This window comes from Salegentibacter maritimus (genome assembly GCF_016236915.1).
Classification (GTDB): domain Bacteria; phylum Bacteroidota; class Bacteroidia; order Flavobacteriales; family Flavobacteriaceae; genus Salegentibacter; species Salegentibacter maritimus.
In genome coordinates this window covers 12,086-31,406 of the sequence record NZ_JAEHOK010000017.1, presented here as the reverse complement: position 1 = coordinate 31,406, position 19,321 = coordinate 12,086, and the positions used below count along the sequence as shown (strand labels likewise).

Annotated in this window: 9 protein-coding genes and 1 pseudogene; 7 read left to right on the top strand and 3 right to left on the bottom strand. The window is 37.3% G+C overall.

All coding sequences use genetic code 11. The annotated features are described in order from the left end of the window. Nucleotides 1-267: 267 nt before the first annotated feature. Nucleotides 268-1,467, top strand: a complete 1,200-nt coding sequence (locus I6U49_RS12750) for an IS4 family transposase (RefSeq protein ID WP_198629100.1) — start codon at nucleotides 268-270, stop codon at nucleotides 1,465-1,467. A gap of 107 nt (nucleotides 1,468-1,574) precedes the next feature. Here the strand turns inward: I6U49_RS12750 and istB are convergent, their stop codons facing one another. Beyond that, nucleotides 1,575-2,312 (bottom strand): IS21-like element helper ATPase IstB, encoded by a 738-nt coding sequence (gene istB / locus I6U49_RS12745; RefSeq protein ID WP_198629099.1) that lies wholly within the window; start codon nucleotides 2,310-2,312, stop codon nucleotides 1,575-1,577. A 23-nt stretch (nucleotides 2,313-2,335) separates the two neighbouring features. After that, the gene (gene istA, locus I6U49_RS12740) at nucleotides 2,336-3,889 is read right to left on the bottom strand and encodes an IS21 family transposase (protein WP_198629098.1); all 1,554 of its coding nucleotides are present in this window, start codon (nucleotides 3,887-3,889) and stop codon (nucleotides 2,336-2,338) included. Between the two features lie 133 nt (nucleotides 3,890-4,022). On the opposite strand from istA, the pseudogene I6U49_RS12735 reads away from it, so the two are divergent. Beyond that, nucleotides 4,023-4,445: pseudogene (locus I6U49_RS12735) on the top strand (ATP-binding protein); the annotation flags it as partial. Between the two features lie 157 nt (nucleotides 4,446-4,602). Here the strand turns inward: I6U49_RS12735 and I6U49_RS12730 are convergent. Then, nucleotides 4,603-8,520 carry a hybrid sensor histidine kinase/response regulator transcription factor gene (locus tag I6U49_RS12730; protein WP_198629097.1) on the bottom strand — a complete coding sequence of 1,306 codons (3,918 nt, stop codon included), beginning with the start codon at nucleotides 8,518-8,520 and terminating at the stop codon, nucleotides 4,603-4,605. Between the two features lie 202 nt (nucleotides 8,521-8,722). Here I6U49_RS12730 and I6U49_RS12725 point away from each other — a divergent pair, with 202 nt between their 5' ends. From I6U49_RS12725 to I6U49_RS12705, 5 genes are all read left to right on the top strand, one after another. Next, nucleotides 8,723-11,734: a SusC/RagA family TonB-linked outer membrane protein gene (locus I6U49_RS12725; RefSeq protein ID WP_198629096.1), complete on the top strand. Its 3,012-nt coding sequence runs from the start codon at nucleotides 8,723-8,725 to the stop codon at nucleotides 11,732-11,734. Nucleotides 11,735-11,746: 12 nt separating this feature from the next. Continuing rightward, on the top strand, nucleotides 11,747-13,213 hold the full coding sequence (locus I6U49_RS12720; protein WP_198629095.1) for a RagB/SusD family nutrient uptake outer membrane protein: 1,467 nt from the start codon (nucleotides 11,747-11,749) through the stop codon (nucleotides 13,211-13,213). A 15-nt stretch (nucleotides 13,214-13,228) separates the two neighbouring features. Next, the gene (locus I6U49_RS12715) at nucleotides 13,229-14,971 is read left to right on the top strand and encodes a hypothetical protein (protein WP_198629094.1); all 1,743 of its coding nucleotides are present in this window, start codon (nucleotides 13,229-13,231) and stop codon (nucleotides 14,969-14,971) included. A 325-nt stretch (nucleotides 14,972-15,296) separates the two neighbouring features. Then, nucleotides 15,297-16,526 (top strand): glycoside hydrolase family 2 TIM barrel-domain containing protein, encoded by a 1,230-nt coding sequence (locus I6U49_RS12710; RefSeq protein WP_198629093.1) that lies wholly within the window; start codon nucleotides 15,297-15,299, stop codon nucleotides 16,524-16,526. A gap of 6 nt (nucleotides 16,527-16,532) precedes the next feature. Then, entirely contained in the window at nucleotides 16,533-19,319 is a 2,787-nt protein-coding gene (locus I6U49_RS12705; RefSeq protein WP_198629092.1) for a glycoside hydrolase family 2 protein, read from the top strand. Nucleotides 19,320-19,321: the final 2 nt, after the last annotated feature.

Sequence of the window (19,321 nt, the reverse complement as noted above, 5' to 3'; positions counted from 1 at the left end):
CCTTTCTACTCATAGATTGGGTCACCAACGGGTTGGATTTAATAAATGTTCTAAATGTTTTTGAGGCGTATTGTATCCCTCGGTCTGAGTGGAATGGCTATTTCGGAGTGATGGTGCCACCTGTTTCGGTCAAACAGTGCCACTTTGAAAGATACTGCAATTATATAAAAAATCAGTAGTGTCCGGTAAAGATTTTTAAAAGCGGGATTTCCCAAAGGGATTTCCCGCTTATTTTATATCTTGTTTTTTACCACAAAAACCAGATATATGAACAAAAGTAAAAACTTTAGCGGACAACCCATTATCAAACAGGTTTTAAAGTTCTTGGATCACAATGATGTTTACCGGACAGCGAAGAAGCATAATAGCGATAAGTACACTAAAAAGTTCACGACCTACGAGCACTTGGTCACGATGATATTCTCCGTGATCAGCGGTAGCAGCTCGCTTCGTGAAGTCTCCAGCATAATGCTTGCCTGCGAGGGCAATATCAACCATTTGGGCTTAAAGGACTTTCCAAAACGCAGCACATTATCCGATGCCAACAAGCGAAGGAGCGCGGAAGTCTTTGCGGATATTTATGGTTTGCTATACAAACGCTATCGCCATTTTTTATCGGACAGCAGAACCAGGGAGCCTGCCGTAAAAGACCTCAAAATAGTCGATTCTTCAACGATAACGCTCTTTAGTGATATCCTGAAGGGTGTTGGCAGAAATCCGATGGGCGGTAAAAAGAAAGGCGGTATAAAGATGCACACGATGATAAATGCAATGGAAGATGTTCCCTGCTTGATCAAGTTTTCAAATGCGGCCACCCACGACCATGTATTTTTAAAAGAACTCGATTTGAAAAAAGGTTCTTTCGTTGTCTTCGACAAAGGCTATGTGGATTATAAGCAATACCAACAATGGACCTTGGACGATATCTATTTTGTGACCAGGCAAAAGGACAATGCCCGCTACACAAGCCTTGAGGAATTTGATATACCGGACAAGATGGACGACGCTGTCCTAAAAGATGAAAAAATCATACTTATCGATAAAAAGAACGGGGAGTTCCAACTCAGGAGAATAGCTTTTTGGCACGAAGAGAAACGCAAAGTGTATGAGTTCATTACCAATAACTATGAACTGGAAGCCGATAAGATAGCCGATATCTACAAAAACCGCTGGCAGATAGAGACCATGTTCAAAAGGCTTAAACAGAACTTCCCACTTAAATACTTTTTGGGCGATAACCAAAATGCGATTGAAATACAAATTTGGGTCAGTTTAATCATTCAGCTTATAATGCTTGTCATACAAAGAAAAGCAGAAAGGAACTGGGCATATTCCAATATGATGTCCGTAATACGATATCATTTGATGACCTACATTGACCTGTTCAAATTTCTGAAAAACCCAGACTCAAAATACGAAGAAATCACAACAAAAAACATAGGTCAATTGAGTATTTTTGACCCATAGGGGGTTCTGTTTTGAAAACAGGGACCTAATTCAGTAAAATATGACGATGACAAGGCTTTTTTTTGCTACTTTAAATTTTACCGGACAACAATGATAAAAAATTAATGTTACTCGTTCTTTAAAGCTCCTTTTCTTAGAGACACTCCTTTGAGGTCAATCCGATGTGAGGAGTTCACGATCCTGTCTAAAATAGCGTCTGCAATAGTTCCTTCCCCAATAATATCATACCAGGCCGATACAGGTATTTGTGAAGCTATAATTGTAGAAGCTTTGTTATACCGGTCATCGATGATATCCATAAGGGTTTCCCTGGCATGGTTATCGAAACTCTGCAGGCCAAAGTCATCCAGGATCAGTACATCCGCTTTGATGAGTTTCCCTAGTTCCTTAAGATAAGTGCCATCCACTTTACTAAGTTTTAATTTCTTAAAAAGGCGGGCGGTGTTGGTATAAATGGTTTTGTATTCCATTATACAACCCTGATGCCCTAAAGCCTGGGCCAGGTAACTTTTGCCAACCCCGGACGCCCCGGTAAGGATAATATTTTCCTTTCTGGTGATAAAATCCAGTGTCCCTAGGCGGGTAAACATGTTCTTGTCCAGGTTGCGTTGTTGGGTGTAATTCACATCGGCCAGGTTCGCCTCTTGTTTAAAACCGGCCTGTTTTAAGAGCCGCTCTATCTTCCGGTTCTGCCGGTCTTCCCATTGGTGATCGATCAGCAGAGCGAGGTATTCATCAGCAGTGATATTCTCTATGCGGTTGTCCTTTATGTGCTGCTGGTGCAACTGAGCCATAGCCCCCAGGCGCATTTGTTTTAGTTTTTCAATAGTCTGATTGTTGTTCATATTCATTAGATTTAAATGGTTTATTATTGATATGCAGAAGCACCCCGCAAGTTATCGTGTTCCGGGATGTGTGGTTTATCTTCTTCGAGGTCCTGGTAAAACAGGGAGCTTTTGTCCAGGTTGTTTTTCAGGATATTCTTAATGCGCAGGTAAGTAACCGCGTCTGCTTGTAAAGCTCTTTTACAGGCATCATCCAATCGCTGGGAGCCATAGGATTTATGAAGCTGGATGACCCCCATAGCTCGTTTGTATCCTATTTCCGGATAGTCCACCGCGGTGATTATTTTCTCGATACAGACCAGCACGTACTTGCCATGTATGGCCGCTTTCTTTTTAAAAAATTCAGGGCTCCAATCGCTATAGTATTTATGGGTACTGCTTAGGTGCTCTTTATTAGTGTTATAACTGCCTTTTGATGGGTTACGCTGGTGCAGGGCGATCCGTTGATGATAATAATATACTTCTACCACGGAACTGGTATAATGGATGGTGGTTTCTTTTCCTATGTAACGATAGGGTGTGCTGTAATAGCTTTTATCCGGGGAGAAGTATACATAGCCTATTTTCTGAACCTTTGCCCGTCGGTAACCTTTCAGTTCATAGACTGTCTCCGGTAGGGGTTTTAGGTATTCCCGTTCTACAGATTGGAAGAGTTCCCTGCGACTGGCTTCTTTGCGGGAGAACAAGAGGTCATTGTACCGCTCCAACAAGCGTTTTATCTCCCGGTTCAGATCTTCCAAAGAGAAGAAGCTCATCTCCCGAAGCGGATAATAGATCCGCTGGTAGGCAAGGTTTACGGCATTCTCCACTAAAGCTTTATCTTGCGGGGCATAGCCCCGGGCAGGATTGATCACACAGTCGTAATGTCGTGCAAAGTCTTTAAAACTCCTGTTGATGTCAGCCTCATACCTGCTGGCACGGGTAACCGCTGATTTTAGGTTGTCGGAGACAATTGCTTTAGGCACGCCTCCATAAAAGTGCAGAGCATTACAGCAACAGGTAATCAGGTCCTCTCGTTTCTGGCTCCTGCAGGCTTCTACGTAAGTGTACTGGCTGTTAGGAAGGATGGCTACAAATACTTCTACAGGAATCAGTTCCCCGGTTTCCTTATCAATAATATGGAGTTTTTTACCGGCATAATCAATAAACATTTCGTTACCAGGATCGTGTTCAAGTTTCATCGAACCTTTAACCTTGGCATATTTGCGCCAGTAGTGTTCCATAAACTGGGTGTAACCATAAGGATCTTTAGCAGGCGCTACATATTCCTGATAATGGTATGAAAAAGTAAATCCTGGATGATTCCGGGCCTTGTTGACCCCCTCAAAATACAACATCAGTTCCTCATAGCGAGGATTGTCAATAGTAGTGTGCGAAGGAAAAAGCTTTTCTAAGCCAGCATTATCAAGAGCCAATAATTCCTTAGGAGAAGAACCGCTGGCCTTGAACAGCCGCATATAAGTATTTACAGTATTGCGGGAGATACCAAGGGTGGCACCTATTTTACGGTTGCTAAATCCATCGAGATGTAAGGAAATAATTTGTTTTAAGTCCATTGGATCAAGTGTATTGGCCATATCGCTTGTTTTTAAGCGACAAGGTATTATTTACTTGATCTTTCAAAGTGGCACAAAACGAACCGATATAGGCTTAACTTAAAACCAAAACTGGCACAATTTGAACCGAAATGCCTGGCACTAACCGACCGAAATCACTGGCACAAAACGATCCGAGATATCCATGGCGTCAGCCATAGGCCATCAGGCCTGCTCATTAGGTTTCAAAACGATGTACTTCAACACTTCTAGGCTCTTCACCATGCTTAAAACATCCAAGGCCGATGGCTCTTATTTAAAGCAGGTAAGCAAGATCGAAAAACAGGATCTGCTTATACTTGACGACTTCGGGCTTAAAGGCCTGGATAATATTAACAGGCACTCCCTGATGGAAATTATTGAAGATAGGCACGGAAAAAAATCTACCATTATTGCCTCCCAGTTACCGGTAGAGGCCTGGCACGAGATTATTGGAGAACAGACCATTGCAGACGCCATATTGGATCGTTTAGTTCATACCGCTCACAGAATAGATATCAAGGAGGAATCAATGAGGAAAAAACTTAAAAATAAATAGTAAATTTAACCACAGTAGAATCGATTTTGCGCACTTAGTTTGCTATGCTCATTTTCATACGGCGCACGTGGTTCACTTTGACCGGCTCATCCAGCTTCGCAAATAAAAATGTACTTTATCTTGATTAATAGAGCAATTTTGTTAAAAGTTAAATAATTTAAGAAATAAGTTCAGAAGGGTTTTTTCCAAACTGTTTTTTAAAACATAAGGTAAAGTAATTCGGGTCTGAATATCCAACCTTGAAAGCTGCTTCACTCACATTTAACCCCTCATTGAGAATTAGATCGTAGGCTATGTTTAGCTTGTAAGTGTTTAAAAAGGACATTGGAGTAAGTCCGGTTAAGGCTTTCGTTTTTCTGGTTAATACAGATTTACTACAGTTAAGGTTTTTACATATTAAGTCTACAGAGGTTTTTTCTGTAGACATATTTTCTTTAGCGAACTTTTGTAAATTATCAATAAAATCTTTGTCTTTTTGAGTTAAATTGTTGTTTTCTTTTATAGCAGTACTTGCTTGTTGATATTTTTCTCTCAGTTTATTCCTGTTTTCTAATATGGAATTAACAGAGGCTAGAAGGAACTCTGGTTTAAATGGTTTCGTTAAATACTGATCGGCTCCTTGTTGCATGCCTTCTACTTGATGTTCCAAAGAACTATTGGCGGTAAGTAAAATAACGGGTATATGTGAGGTTGAAAAATTGTTTTTAACAGCTTTGCATAAGGTGTAACCATCCATTTCTGGCATTAAAACATCACTAATAATTAAGTCTGGTGTTTTCTTTTTTGAAGCCTTTAAAGCGTCTGGTCCATTAAAAAATGAGTGTATCTTAAAATGTGGATTAAGAAAATTTGAAAGAAAAGCATTGAGCTCAATATTGTCTTCTACAATAAATAAAACAGGGAGTTTGTATTTTGATTTTACGTTAGAATTAGCATTTGTTGGGGTGGTGGAGAAATTTTCTTTTTTAGTTTTTCGATTTGTAATTTCTTCTTTTTTATAGTTTTCCTTTTTGCATGGAATTGTTATTGTAAATGTGCTACCTTGTTTGATTTTTGAGTCAATTTTTATATTTCCTTGATGAGCATCAACCAGTCTTTTTACTATACTTAAACCAAGACCTGTTCCTTGGTATGAATTGGATTTTAACGCTTGGCCTTTAAAGTAAGGGTCGAAAAGATGTTCTAGCTCTTCCTCGTTTAATCCTTTGCCACTATCTTGAACCGATATTTTGAGTTTAGAGCCACTAGTTAAGGAGCAATGTATTTTTATACTTGAGTTTTTAGGGCAATAATCTATAGCGTTTGAAGTCAGGTTCCATAAAATTCGTTTTACTTTATTGCTGTCTATGTAAACTGCGGTTTCACAGTTGTTGATTATTTTTAGATTAATGCCCCTTTTTTCACAGGTTGTGCTGAAAGCATCGTGTAATTCATTAAGAAGGCTTTCTAGGTTTACTTTTGAAATTTCAAGTCTTAATTTGTGATTTGTGTTTAGAGTTCTGAAGTCTAAAATATTACTAACTAATTGAAGGAGTCTGTCAGTGTTTTTTTTAATTAAATTTAAATTTTGCTTGTTTGCTGGGTTAGCTTCGGAATCTTTTAGTAATATGTCTAATGGAGCAGTAATTAAAGACAGAGGCGTTTTGATGTCATGCGAAATATTGGTAAAAAAGGTTATCTTTTCTTCATTCAAAGCCTTTATTGAGCTTAATTTATATTCAGCAAGAGCCCGCTCTTTATTGATGTGGGCTTTGTATGCTATAATCCTATAAGTAAAATAAAAAGCAAGCAATAAAAGTAAAATGTACAAAGGAATCGTATATTTTGACCAGTACCATGGTGGAAGTATATCAATATATAATTCAGTTGATTTTTTGTTAACGCTGGAGCTATTACTGCTTGTGGGCAATATTTCAAATTTATATGTTCCAGGGCTTAAATTTGTGTATGAGGTTTGAGTATTGTCTTCAATACTTATCCAATCACTTTCTAGACCGAGTAAACGATATTTATATTTGCTGGATTTAGGTAAGCTATAGTCGTCGTTAAAAAAGTGTATTGAAAAAGAGTTTTTCGTGAACGGTAGTTCGATTCTGGAAGTATTTTCAATAGGTTCTTGTAAAAACGTATTGCTTCCCAAATTTTTTATACTTTGGTTTTGAAATTTAATATCCGAGATTATGGCCTTAGATTGATATGGGGATATGTCATGGTATTTGGGGTCTACGAGTATGAAACCTTGTAAAGTACCGAAAACGATGTTTCCATTATGTAATTTAAGGGAGGCAAAGGGTTTAAATTCTCTGGAAGGGAGGCCATCTTTACTACTGTATGAATAAATGTTGTTATTGCTGTCTAGCTTATTGAGTCCTGAAATGCTTGAAACCCAAAGGTTGTCAAAATTGTCTTTCTCAATTCGAAGCAGGAAATTAGATGATAGTCCATCATCTGTATCAAGATGCTTTAAAATTTTACCTGTTGGGCCAACTAGGTATAATCCAGAACCTCTTGTGGCTAACCAAAAGGAGCCGTTGGTGTTTCTGTACAAATCGTTTATTTGTGCAGGAGGTGTGAAAAGCGGTTCAAGAATTTTTTTTTGATTGTTAAACTCGCAAATATCCCTATCGAATACATAAGTATAAATGCTATTACTGAATTTGCGGACGGTTTGGCTTTGATAGTTGAGAATAGTGTCAGTTGACGCCAAAGGAACTTTCTCCATGGTTCCGTTACTTACGTTCAATATTCCTAGCCCTTTGAACATTGAATTAATTAGAATTTCATTTTGAGAAATATCAGATATGAAATTAATTGCTTGTTGGCTTTTAGATCCATCAGAAAAAGGATAATAAGTATTAATATGTTTTAAAGAATTATTAAATCTTCCTAGCCCCCCATCAAAAGAACCTATCCAGATATTAGTGGTACTAGATTTAAAAATAGAGAGGATTTTTGAACCGCCGATTTGAGATAAAGACTCGGTAAGGTTAATAGAAGTACTTTTTTTAGTGTCGGGGTTGATTTTGGTCAAGCCATAATTGGTTCCAAAGTATAAGTTTTTTTCGTTGTCCTCGAAACAAGTTGTTGAAGGTTTGTTTAGATGTACAAATGCCGATTCGTATTTTTCAGACAGGTTGGTAAATTGATTCTTTAATGCTGAAAAATATGAAACACCAGAATCGTTCGTGCCAACCCAAATATCATTTTCGTTGGTGGTTAAAATGCTATGTACGTTATTGCTCCCTATTTCAATTTTTTCATCTGACAAATCAAAATAATGTTTGTTTAGAACATCTCCTTTGATAGAAAAAATACCGTTTCCATCTGTTCCTACCCAAATATTGTCTTTTACAGGAGAAACGTCTTGTATGGGGTGGGAATTATTAAGTTCAATTGTTTTTAGATTATTACCGTCAAATTTGTACAAGCTACCTGTAGAGGTGCCAACCCATAAATTTTTATCGATAACTTTTAAACAGTAAATTATCGATTGATTTAAGATATCTTTTGTGTGCTTAGCAGTTGTTGAGGTTAGCTCGAACCTTTTAAGTCCGTTATTTTTTCCAAAACCTAAAAATAGATGGTTGTTGTAGAAAGCTAGCTTTCTAAAATCATGAAGGGCGTCCGGTAATTGTATTTGAACAATTTGGTTATTACTATTTATTGAGAATAGGTGGTCTGGAGTGATGAAATAGATTTGGTTATTATATGAAGTAATGTCTCTAATATAATCGGAAGATACAAACGCTAGTTTATCTGAAACCCTGTTTAGAAGATATAACCCTTCGCGCGTGCCAATCCAAAGGTTGTTTTTTGGGTCTAGGAACATAGCGGTAACCTCCTTGCCCAAAATTTCAGGATAACTCTTAAAAGAATAACCATTGAATTTGCTGATGCCATTCTGGGAGCCTAACCAAATATATTTATACTGGTCGTAAATAAGGTGTTTAACCTTATTTTGAGGTAATCCATCTTTATCTGTCAAAACTGTTTTTAGTTCAATATTTTGAGCAACCAATAAAGATGTAAAGCACAAAAATAGAGATAGGATGATGTTATAGGAGAGAAATCTCATTGGTAAAGTTGTTTGGGAGAATAGGTTTAGAATTTAAATATACTAAAAAAAGGTTTTTGCTTGTGTATACAAGGGTTGTTAAGTGATTTTGGTGTTATTTTAAAGATTTCTGGCACTATTTTAAAGATTCTTAATTCGATTTTTTGAATAGTTTTGACCATGGAATTTGCCATCCATATTTTAACTAAACATAATTATTAAGATGATTAAACAAAAGAACTATTTAGCTTATCTGATTATTCTCCTGCTTTTTTTCTATGGAGTATCTTATGGGCAATCAGCTACAATTTCAGGCGTGGTTACATCTAGTGAAGACCAAATGCCATTAACCGGTGTATCGGTCTTAGTAAAGGGAACAACTACAGGTGCCGTTACCGATTTCGATGGAAAATTTTCACTAAAGGTTGAGCAACAAAAACCAACTTTAATATTTAGCTATCTAGGTTTTAAAAAACTAGAACGTGTTATAGATAGCGGAACAGCCATTAACATAGTTATGGAGCCTGATACACCTCAGCTTGACGAGGTTGTTTTGATAGGGTATGGTACACAAAAGCGAAGAGATTTAACAGGTTCAGTGTCCTCTATAAAAGGAGATGAGTTGGAAAACTTGCCTTTAAGAAGTGTCGATCAAGCTTTACAGGGGCGTTCAGCAGGTGTTTTTAGTGTTCAGAGTTCTGGCGCGCCAGGCGCTGCCTCTTCTATTAGGATTAGAGGGGGGAATTCCATTAATGGGAGTAATGAGCCCTTGTTTGTTGTGGATGGGGTACCTATATCCTCTGGTAGTACGTCCAGTGCGGCATCTTTAAATCCATTAAACACGATTAATCCTACTGATATTGCTTCGATTGAAATCTTGAAAGATGCTTCGGCTACTTCAATTTATGGGTCTAGAGGAGGAAATGGTGTTGTATTGATTACTACCAAAAGAGGAAAGAGTGGCAAAGGAAGCATTAGCCTTTCTTCATATTATGGATTTCAAAAAGAAACGAACCGATATGATTTGTTGAACGCTAAGCAATACGAAACTTTAGCGAACGAAGCCAGCTTGGCAGAAGGAGGAGGTTTGCTTTATGATCCCTCACTAAACCCTATTTCTACAGATTGGCAGGAGGCTATGTTAAAGAACGTGGCTCCTGTTAGAAACTTTAACGTGTCGGCAACAGGAGGCAAGGAAGGAACAAATTATTTGCTTTCATTTGATTACTTTAACCAAGAGGGGGTTGTGAAAGCATCAGACATGGAAAGGTATTCTTTAAGGTCAAATATCGATTCTAATATCAATGATTTCGTAAAAGTAGGAGGGAGTTTAACTGGTAGCTATGTGGAAGCCAATCGAGTAAATAGCGGTGCTCTAAGTTCAATGTTAACCACGGCACCCAATCTACCTATTAAACAACCCGATGGATCTTTTACCCAATTTAATAATTTAGGTATTGGTTTTAACAACCCAGTTGGTTTATTGTACGAATACAAAAACCTGAATAAGAATTTCAGAACATTGGGTAATGTTTATGCTAGTGCGGAGCTGGTTAAAGGCTTAACCGTGAAAACCACATGGGGTGTTGATGCTTCTTTTCAAAAAAATGACACGTATATCCCACAAAGTTTATACACAGGTTCTTTAGTTGGCGGAGATGCTGCCGTGTATAATTCTATGAGCTTGACATGGTTGAATGAGAATACAATAAATTATAAGGCAAACTTTCAGAATCATTCTTTTGATGCGTTATTGGGCTTTACACAGCAAGCCTCTCGTTTTGAGTCGACCGGTGCTTCAGCAACAGGATTTTTAAATGATGTTACTACTACTTATGCTTTAGGATTGGGTAATCCAGAAGCAGCAGAGCTTCCAAGTTCAGCTTCGGCAAATTGGACCATCCATAGTTACATTGGAAGAATCAATTATGGTTTGAATGATAAGTATTTGCTAACACTAACTACCCGAGTAGATGGTTCATCTAGATTTGGAGCTAATAATAGGTATGGCTTTTTTCCTTCGGCGGCTTTAGCTTGGAAGGCAATTGAAGAGAATTTTGTTAGAGATTTAAACGTGTTTTCTAACCTTAAGTTTAGAGCGAGTTATGGTATAACAGGAAATCAAGATGGTATTGGTAATAATCCGTCTTTAGACCTTTGGGGAGGAACCCGTTATGTAATAGGTAATAAGATCGTGAATGGTATAACTCCGACACAAGTACCTAACAACGATTTAAAATGGGAAACAACCGATCAATATGATGTTGGTTTAGAGTTTGGTTTTTTTGATAACCGCTTAACTTTTCTTGCAGATGCCTATTATAAAATTACAGACGATTTGTTGCTTAATGTAGCAATCCCTAACACCTCGGGGTTTCAATCGGGACTTAAAAATATTGGATCGATAGAAAATAAAGGTATGGAGTTTGCCCTCGATGCTGCCATTGTTGACGACGTTTTTAAATGGGATTTTAATTTTAACATCACATTTAATGAAAACAAAATAATTGATTTAGGAGGGGAAGATGAAATTATTCCCTCTGGAACTAATACCATTTTAAAGGTGAATGAAAGTTTAGGAACCTTCTATGGGTATGTTTCAGATGGATTATTTCAGTCCCCTGAAGAAATTATTGGTTCTGCACAACCTTCGGCGAAACCTGGAGATGTCAGATTTGTAGATTTTGATGATAATGGAATCATCAATGAAGATGACCAGCAAATTATAGGAAATGCCCAGCCAGAGTTCTTTGGAGGAATCAATAACACATTCTCTTATAAGGGTTTTGAATTGTCCGTATTGTTTCAATATGTCTATGGAAACGATTTGTACAACTTAAACGTGGTAACTCTAGAAAATCTAACAGGGCTGCAAAACCAAAGAACTACTGTGTTGGATAGATGGACCGTAGACAACACAGAAACCAATATACCAAGAGCAACTACAACAAGGCCTGTAAACAGACCATATGACAGATATGTTGAGGATGGTTCTTATCTCAGAATGAAGAACATTCAATTAGCCTATAACTTTCCTAAAAACCTAGTTTCGGAATTAGGTGTTCAGAACCTCCGTATTTATGCGAATGCTCAGAATTTTTTAACCATTACAGATTATAGTGGTTTAGACCCCGAGGTAAGCAGGTATGGTTCTGATAATATTAGGCAAGGGTTTGATTCTGGTGCTTACCCCAACTCAAAGATGTTCACTTTAGGTCTCAACGTAACCTTTTAAATTTAAAAAGTCATGAAAAAAATAATATACAATATAATAATACTCTTAGGCGTGCTGTCTTGCTCAGACTTGGAGGTTATTCCAGATGGCGTTAATACGGCCGACAATCTTTTTGAAACAGAAGAAGATGCTGAAGCAGCAGTAAATGCAGTGTACTCCTCCTTACAAACAGCAGATATTTATAATCAGTTTATGGAGGCTATTCAGTCCCAAGGAACTGATGATGCCGAGTGGGGTTATGGAAGAAATACTAGTAATACAAACAAGCTCCAGATGGACAAGTTTCAGTTCGACGCTTCATCAGATCTTATTTTACGTTTTTGGAAGGAGCATTATGTTAACATCAATAGAGCTAACATCGTTATAAAGCGGATAGCGGAAATGGATATTAATGAAGATCTTAAAAATAGGTTTTTAGGCGAAGCACACTTTGTAAGAGCCTTGATGTATTTTAACTTGGTAAGACTTTATGGAGCGGTTCCAGTGGTTACAGAGCCAACGGAATCATTGGAGGGGCTGAATGTAGCTAGAAGTTCAACAGATATCGTTTATGAACTCATTGAGGAAGATTTAAAATTTGCAGAATTAAATTTACCTGTTCAATATGGAACAGAAAACTATGGTCGAGCAACGAAAGGTGCTGCCTTAGGATTGTTGGCCAAGGTTTATTTAACTAATAAACAATACATAGATGCTAAAAATACAGCAGAGGATGTCATGGATTTGGGGGTTTACTCTTTATGGGCGAGTTATGTCGATGTGTTCGATATTGCTAACGAAAACATAAAAGAATCTATATTTGAAATTCAGTTTACAAGTACAGGTGACGCAATCAATTCAGTAAGTTCATCATTTCAAGGTTTTTTTAAGCCCTCAGCTCAAGTGATGCCGCCAGGTCCAGGTGAGTTTGCTGGTTATGGTGATAATCCAGTAACGGAAAATCACTTTCAAATTTATAATGAAGGGGATGAGAGAAGGGATGTTAATGTTTTATACGTACCTAGCGCTCCATCTTCCATACAATTTCCTTATTACGTAAACAAGTATCAAGATCCAGAAGCGGTTAGTGTTCAAGATGGAGGTAATAATTATTACATCCTAAGGTATGCAGATATACTTTTAATGTATGCCGAGGCTATTAATGCAGAAGAAGGACCAACAGTTGAAGCTTACTCAGCGTTTAATAAAGTAAGGCGTAGAGCTTTTGGGTTTCCCGTTAATGTAGAGTCTCTTGCTGATTTGACTGAGGGATTGACGAAAGAGCAGTTTCAAGATAGTTTAGAATTAGAAAGACGAAAAGAGTTTGCCTTTGAAGGACAAAGAAGATTCGATTTGTTGCGTTGGGGAAAACTAAAAGAAGCTGTTGAGGCTCAAGACCCGAGTATAACTGTACAGGAAAAGCACAACTTGTTTCCCATACCAGAGCAGGAAATCATAGTGAACGATTTGTTGGCAGGAGATCAAAATCCAGGTTACTAAACTAAACTTAAAAAGATGAAAAAAATAAATAATTTAATAATCCTATTATTGACAGTTGTTTGCGCATTATCATGCGATGAAGACACCTCACTATTAGATACAGGTATAAATCCAGATTTATATATTACTCTGCCAGAAGATGTGCCGAGTATAGCATTTCCTAATAAACCGGTATCGTTTTCAGCAAAAGCCTTTGCTAAGGCTGGTGTAAGTAAAATAGAAACAAAAGTAGATTATCAATCCCTTCCAGGCTCTGTTTTTACGCCTGATGATAATAGCAAAACAGTAGATTATACTTTTAACTATACTCCAACAAATGATGATTTAGGAAAAACCCTTAATTATGTTTTGGTTGTAGAAGATAAAAACGGGTTTACTTCAACTACCGATTATTCAGTTAAGGTGGAGTTGGAGCCTGCAATAATCGAAATGGAATTTCCTGAGATTCTACCAGATACTTTAAATGTTGGAGATGTGTTAGAATTTGATATTAAGGTTACATCAGAAGATGAACTAAAGAAAATTGAGACCAAATTAAATAATGAAGAAATACTCGAATTGACTAAGGTCGATTTCGACAATCCGTTTGTTGCAACCTATTCTTTTAGCTATGAAATTCAACCAGAGGATGGAGGCAAGGACATTACCTTTACCTATAAGGTTACAGATATAGAAGATAAATTTAAGGAAGAAAACTTTACGCTCTTTATTAAGGGTCTTGCTTATCCTAAAGTTATGAAGGCGTTTGCAGATATAACTCTAGGGATGCAAGGAAATACAGATGCTGGTCAATTCATTGATTTAAAGACAGGATCAGTTTACACTGTGCCGAATGCGAAATTAATGAGTTCTGGGATTGATTTGGGGACTTTCAGAAGTGGGTCTTCTGGAATAAACTTGTTTGCTCCTTCTTATGAAAACGCAGCTCAATTCATATATAACGAATCCAATTGGAGTGGAGACAATTTGGGCTCTTGGAGTTTTAGAAACAATACAGAGCTTCGGAGAATTTCAAGTGATTTAATATCAATAGATGACTTTGATAACATAATGGACGATAGGTTGGTTATTGAAGCATTTAATGCTAGCGAACCCTCTTACGACGCTCTTACTAGATTGGAAGAGGGCGAAATTATAGCTTTTAAAACTGCAGGAGGCGAATACGGTTTAATTCATGTAAAAGCTGCTGTTTCAAGTTCTTCAGGTACGCTTTTCTTTGATTATAAAATTCAAGGAGATGAATTTATTATACCGATAAATGCTTACAGTGATGTTGAAATGGGGATGCAGGGAAATAACGAGGTCGGTCCATTCCTAAATGTAGAGACCAGTACAGTTTATTCTGTACTCGAAGCTAAGGTTAACAGTGCCATGGTTGATTTGGGAACTTTTAGGAGCAGTTCGTCTGGGGTAAACTTATTTGTCCCTTCTTATGAAAATGCGTCACAATTCATATATAACGAAGCAAATTGGGGAAGTGACAACTTAGGGACTTGGTCTGTAAGAAACAAAACAGAGCTTAGGGAAGTGCCCACTTCTGTTCTTACAGTGGATATGTTTTATGAAATTGCGGATGGTCAAGATGTCATATCAGCATTTAATCAAAGTGGAACTTCTTATGAAAATTTCTCAAGATTAGGCGAAGACACCATAATAGCCTTTAAGACTTCTAATGGTAAACATGGACTTCTATTGGTAAAAAGCGTGACAGCGAGTTCTACAGGTAACATCATAATTGATTATAAAGTACAGCAATAGTAGGAGTTAGTTTAGTTTTTTTAGTAAGCAAATCAATCTTTATCTATTAGTATTGGTTCATACTGGTTTCATCTTGTATGTGTACAGGAGAAAAGCCGGTATGAAGCTTACTTAAAGATTTTAGCTTGATTTATCCTAGGTTCTTCAGTGCGATTTTGATTGATTGTTCTTGAGTCTAAAATTTTAAATATTTAAATACCCATATATTTTGAAAAAATTAGTGATTAAATGCTTCTCACTTGGCATGTTAAGTTTATTGGTGCTTTTGTCTACTTTGAGTTGTGATAAAAAAGAAAACAATTCAAAAGATAAACGGACAACGTCTATGATTCCAAAGAATGAAGTGGTTTATGTAGATAGTGTTCCCTACATATATAGAGGAGGTGAGCCATATTACGTGAAAGGTGCTGCTAGTAACCATCTTTACGATCAAGTAGGCAAATATGGAGGTAATTCCATACGTACATACCATGTGAATGAGAAAACACAAAGTATATTGGATATGGCGTATCAACAAGGGCTTTCGGTGGTTCTTGGTATAGGGTTAAAAAAAGAACGAGATCATAATTTTGATTATGATGACGAGTCTCTAGTAAAAGAACAATTTGAAACTGTTAAGGAGCAAATTTTAAAATTTAAAGATCACCCGGCAATCTTAATGTGGGGTATTGGCAATGAACTAGATATAGAGTATACCAAACCGAGTGTTTGGAATGCTGTAGAAGATATTTCAAAATTTATTAAATCAGTAGATACATTGCACCTCACGTCCACCATATTGGCTGGAGCAGATGTGGATGATTTCAAGGAAATTATTGAACGGGCTCCGTCTTTGGATGTAGTAGGGGTTAATGTCTATGCAGATATTGTAACCGCTCATAGAAATGTTAGAGCTTCAGGTTGGAAAAAGCCATATTTAATAACGGAATGGGGGCCAAAAGGAACTTGGGATAATCCGAAATCAACAGATTGGGGGCGGTTTGTGGAGCCCACTAGTACTGAAAAGGCCAATGATTATTATAAAAAATATTATCAAAACTATATTCATAACTACAAAGATAAAGGTTGTGTTGGGTCTTATGTTTTTGTTTGGGGGTATCAGCACCATGGAGCAGTACAGACCTGGTACGGGTTATTTACAAAAAATGGTAACCCCTTAAATGGCGTGTATACGATGCAGGAATGCTGGACAGGAGAAGTTCCTGAAAATATATCACCAGAGGTTTATTCCTCAGGAATGATTCTTAATGGAAAAACGGCAGACCAAAGCGTTAAGGTTAAAAGAGGTGCAATTAATACAGCTAGTGTTGATGCTCTAGATCCAGACGGAGACAGTCTTTATTATGATTGGCAAATTGTAAAGGAAGGTTTTGTTTTGAGTCGCTCAGATAAATCAGCAGCCATGCTACCAGGAATCCCTGGATTAATAGAGAACAACAATAAGCGATTGATAAATTTTAAAATAGATGAAGCAGGGGAATATCGCCTAATCGCTTATGTGTTGGACCATTTAGGCAATGCTTCAGTTGCAAGTATTCCATTTTTAGTACAATAAAATGATATGAAATCAATACTATATTTAGTTGTTTTAACATGCTTGTTTTCTTGCAAAGATTTTCAAAATCAAAAAGATGAGACTATTGTTCTTAATGGTTCAAATTGGACTTTTCGACCAATAAAAATCCCCTTCTTTGGTTATGAATTAGATGCGGAAGGGCGCTGGCGAGAACCCAATCAGAGTCATGGTTTTATTGTTAGTGCTATAAATGATTCTACAAATAAGTGGGATTCACATCCTGTAAGGGTGCCCATGAGTTGGTCTTCTGCTGTTTCCAATCCGGGAGAGAAAGAGGTCAAAGGGGATTTCGATTTTCCGTATTTCTGGCAATATGTGCATAAAGGAGAATACAAAACAACATTCGACTTACCTGATGATTTATCTGGAAAGCGCATAAAACTTGACTTTTCAAGTGTGAATTTTGTGTGTTGGGTATTTGTAAATGGTCAGCTCATTAAGGGAGAGAACCCAGATAAAAGCTACACACATTTGAATAAATTGCCATTCACAGTCGATATAACCAAAGCTGTTAAAGTGCCATCAAAAAACAACGAACTTAAGATAGTTGTACAGGATTTTAGTTATGCTTTTAAGGGCGATTTTCCAAATGAAGACCACCCAGAAACCGGTATTGATTACCCTTTAGGTGACCGTTGCGATTACTATAATAAAGATAGAGGATGGCGTAATATAGACAATGGAATAATTGGAGATGTGGTTTTGAGAGGAGTCCCTAAAGTTAATGTCAACGATTTGTTCATCCAGACCGATGTTGACTCCTCAAGAATCACGGCAAATATTGAAGTTTGGAATCAATCGGAAGGCAGCAGACAAATAGAAGTCGGTGGTTTTGTGACGGATTGGAAAGGAGAAAAAACGGTTTTTGAGCTCAATTCTAAAATATCGGTAACATTGGAACCCAACCAAAAGAAAAATTTAAAGTTATCGGATATATGGGAATCCCCTAAATTATGGTGGCCATATAAGCCACACCTTTATGATTTTAATGTAACCATAAATGGTGTTACTGTTCAAAAAGAACGTTTTGGTTTTAGGCAGGTAAAAGCCGTTCAATCAAATAATCCCGAAAAACGGGGTTTTTATCTTAATGGTATAAAAATGCGACTTAGAGGAGAGTCATTAGAACCCACTTGGAAGGATGGTTACACAGAAGGCGTTGGTGGAGGTTTGTTTTTGTACAATCCAGAATATTGGTCATACTTATTGGATATCTCAAAAGAATTAAACATAAATGTCTTAAGAACCCACAGGGGCATGAGCCTTAAACGTCAGTTCGAAATAGCAGACGAAAAAGGAATGCTTATGATAGCCGAATCTACAATAAACAACGGCAATCATAAAGGTGCTTTTGGTACTGTTGAAAATCAACGTAAAGCGATCCGTGATTTGATAAAAACGCACAGGAACCACCCTTCTATTGTGTTTTGGTCTCTGGCCAACGAAACGCCTTATCAAGAAGAATGGGAGGAAGAGGCACTAAAGTATGATGAAACCAGGCCGTTAACGGCTACACAATTATCGCCCCGATACTACCCTAGTGAAAATATAGTAACTGCTGCATGTGCATATTCCATGGGGTTGGACGGTTACACTAGTGATATTTATAATCGTCATGATAAATTTTGGAAGGATAAACTGCTTTATGTTTATGAAGATAATGCCTGTTATGATGAGCCCTTAGATTATGATCGGGTAAGTTCAGTGCAAAAAGGGCTTTCTATATTTAGAGGTCACAGGTCAACGGGCTACGAAATGATTTTTACGTTTTATACACTACAAAAGTTATTCGGACAACCCACAGATTCAATAGAAAAACATTTTAGAATAAATTGGGAAGACCATGATGTGAAAAAGTTAGGCTATCGACCTGATTACGCATTAATGCCGTTGCTTGATCCATGGACCAATCCAGAGGCCCCTAAGATTATTAATCCTATAGAGGGCATAAAGGATAACCCCATAGATTTTTGGAAACGCAGTTATTCGCCTATAGCCGTATTTGATTATGAATATGATAAGCGCATTGATGTGAGTGCCAGTGCGAACCCCTATGTGTCCCCACTATCAAGTAAAAGAACCCTTACCGTACATAATGATGATATAAAGGATACCACAACAGTAATAGATGTTAAATGGCAGGTGAAATTGTTTGATGAAGATCAGATGATTTCGCAAGGTGGGTTTTCGTTAAATGTTCCACTAGCAGGAGTTAAAAAACAGGACATAGTGTTGGATTTAAAAAACAACGATAGTGTACGCGTTACTTATCAAGCTTTTAAATCTGGGACAAAGCGTTTTGAAGAAACGGTGTATTTAAGTAATAGCATCAACAATGAAAAACAAATTATTGAACCCTTGAGAATGACAGGTGACAGTGTATTGATTTCTCCTGATTCTAAAGCCATAAGTCACCGAGGTTTTCATTTGGAAGATATTAAAAAGAGCATCCGAAAACTTTTAGTTAACAACTCACCGAAATTGGGAGATTATGTACAATTCAATCCTTGGATAAATGAAACGGGGTTATACGATGTTTATCTTCAGGTTCCAGAAAACTCAAAGGGTATTCAAAAAGTAGCTGTACAACACGACACACATAATACAGAGCTAAACATAGATTTTTCCAAAAAACAGGGATGGGTTAAACTTAATAAAGAGCCCATTAAGTTTAAGGCTGGTAAATATGATAATTCGGTAAAGCTACTTGTTTCGAACAACCAAACCAAAGTGCGTATCGGAACGCTTAAAATAAAAAGAACAACAGACTAAAT

Coding starts and splice junctions, on each gene's coding strand:
- I6U49_RS12750 (WP_198629100.1), top strand. CDS start 268: ATGAACAAAAGTAAAAACTTTAGCGGACAACCCATTATCAAACAGGTT.
- istB (WP_198629099.1), bottom strand. CDS start 2,312: ATGAACAACAATCAGACTATTGAAAAACTAAAACAAATGCGCCTGGGG.
- istA (WP_198629098.1), bottom strand. CDS start 3,889: ATGGCCAATACACTTGATCCAATGGACTTAAAACAAATTATTTCCTTA.
- I6U49_RS12730 (WP_198629097.1), bottom strand. CDS start 8,520: ATGAGATTTCTCTCCTATAACATCATCCTATCTCTATTTTTGTGCTTT.
- I6U49_RS12725 (WP_198629096.1), top strand. CDS start 8,723: ATGATTAAACAAAAGAACTATTTAGCTTATCTGATTATTCTCCTGCTT.
- I6U49_RS12720 (WP_198629095.1), top strand. CDS start 11,747: ATGAAAAAAATAATATACAATATAATAATACTCTTAGGCGTGCTGTCT.
- I6U49_RS12715 (WP_198629094.1), top strand. CDS start 13,229: ATGAAAAAAATAAATAATTTAATAATCCTATTATTGACAGTTGTTTGC.
- I6U49_RS12710 (WP_198629093.1), top strand. CDS start 15,297: ATGATTCCAAAGAATGAAGTGGTTTATGTAGATAGTGTTCCCTACATA.
- I6U49_RS12705 (WP_198629092.1), top strand. CDS start 16,533: ATGAAATCAATACTATATTTAGTTGTTTTAACATGCTTGTTTTCTTGC.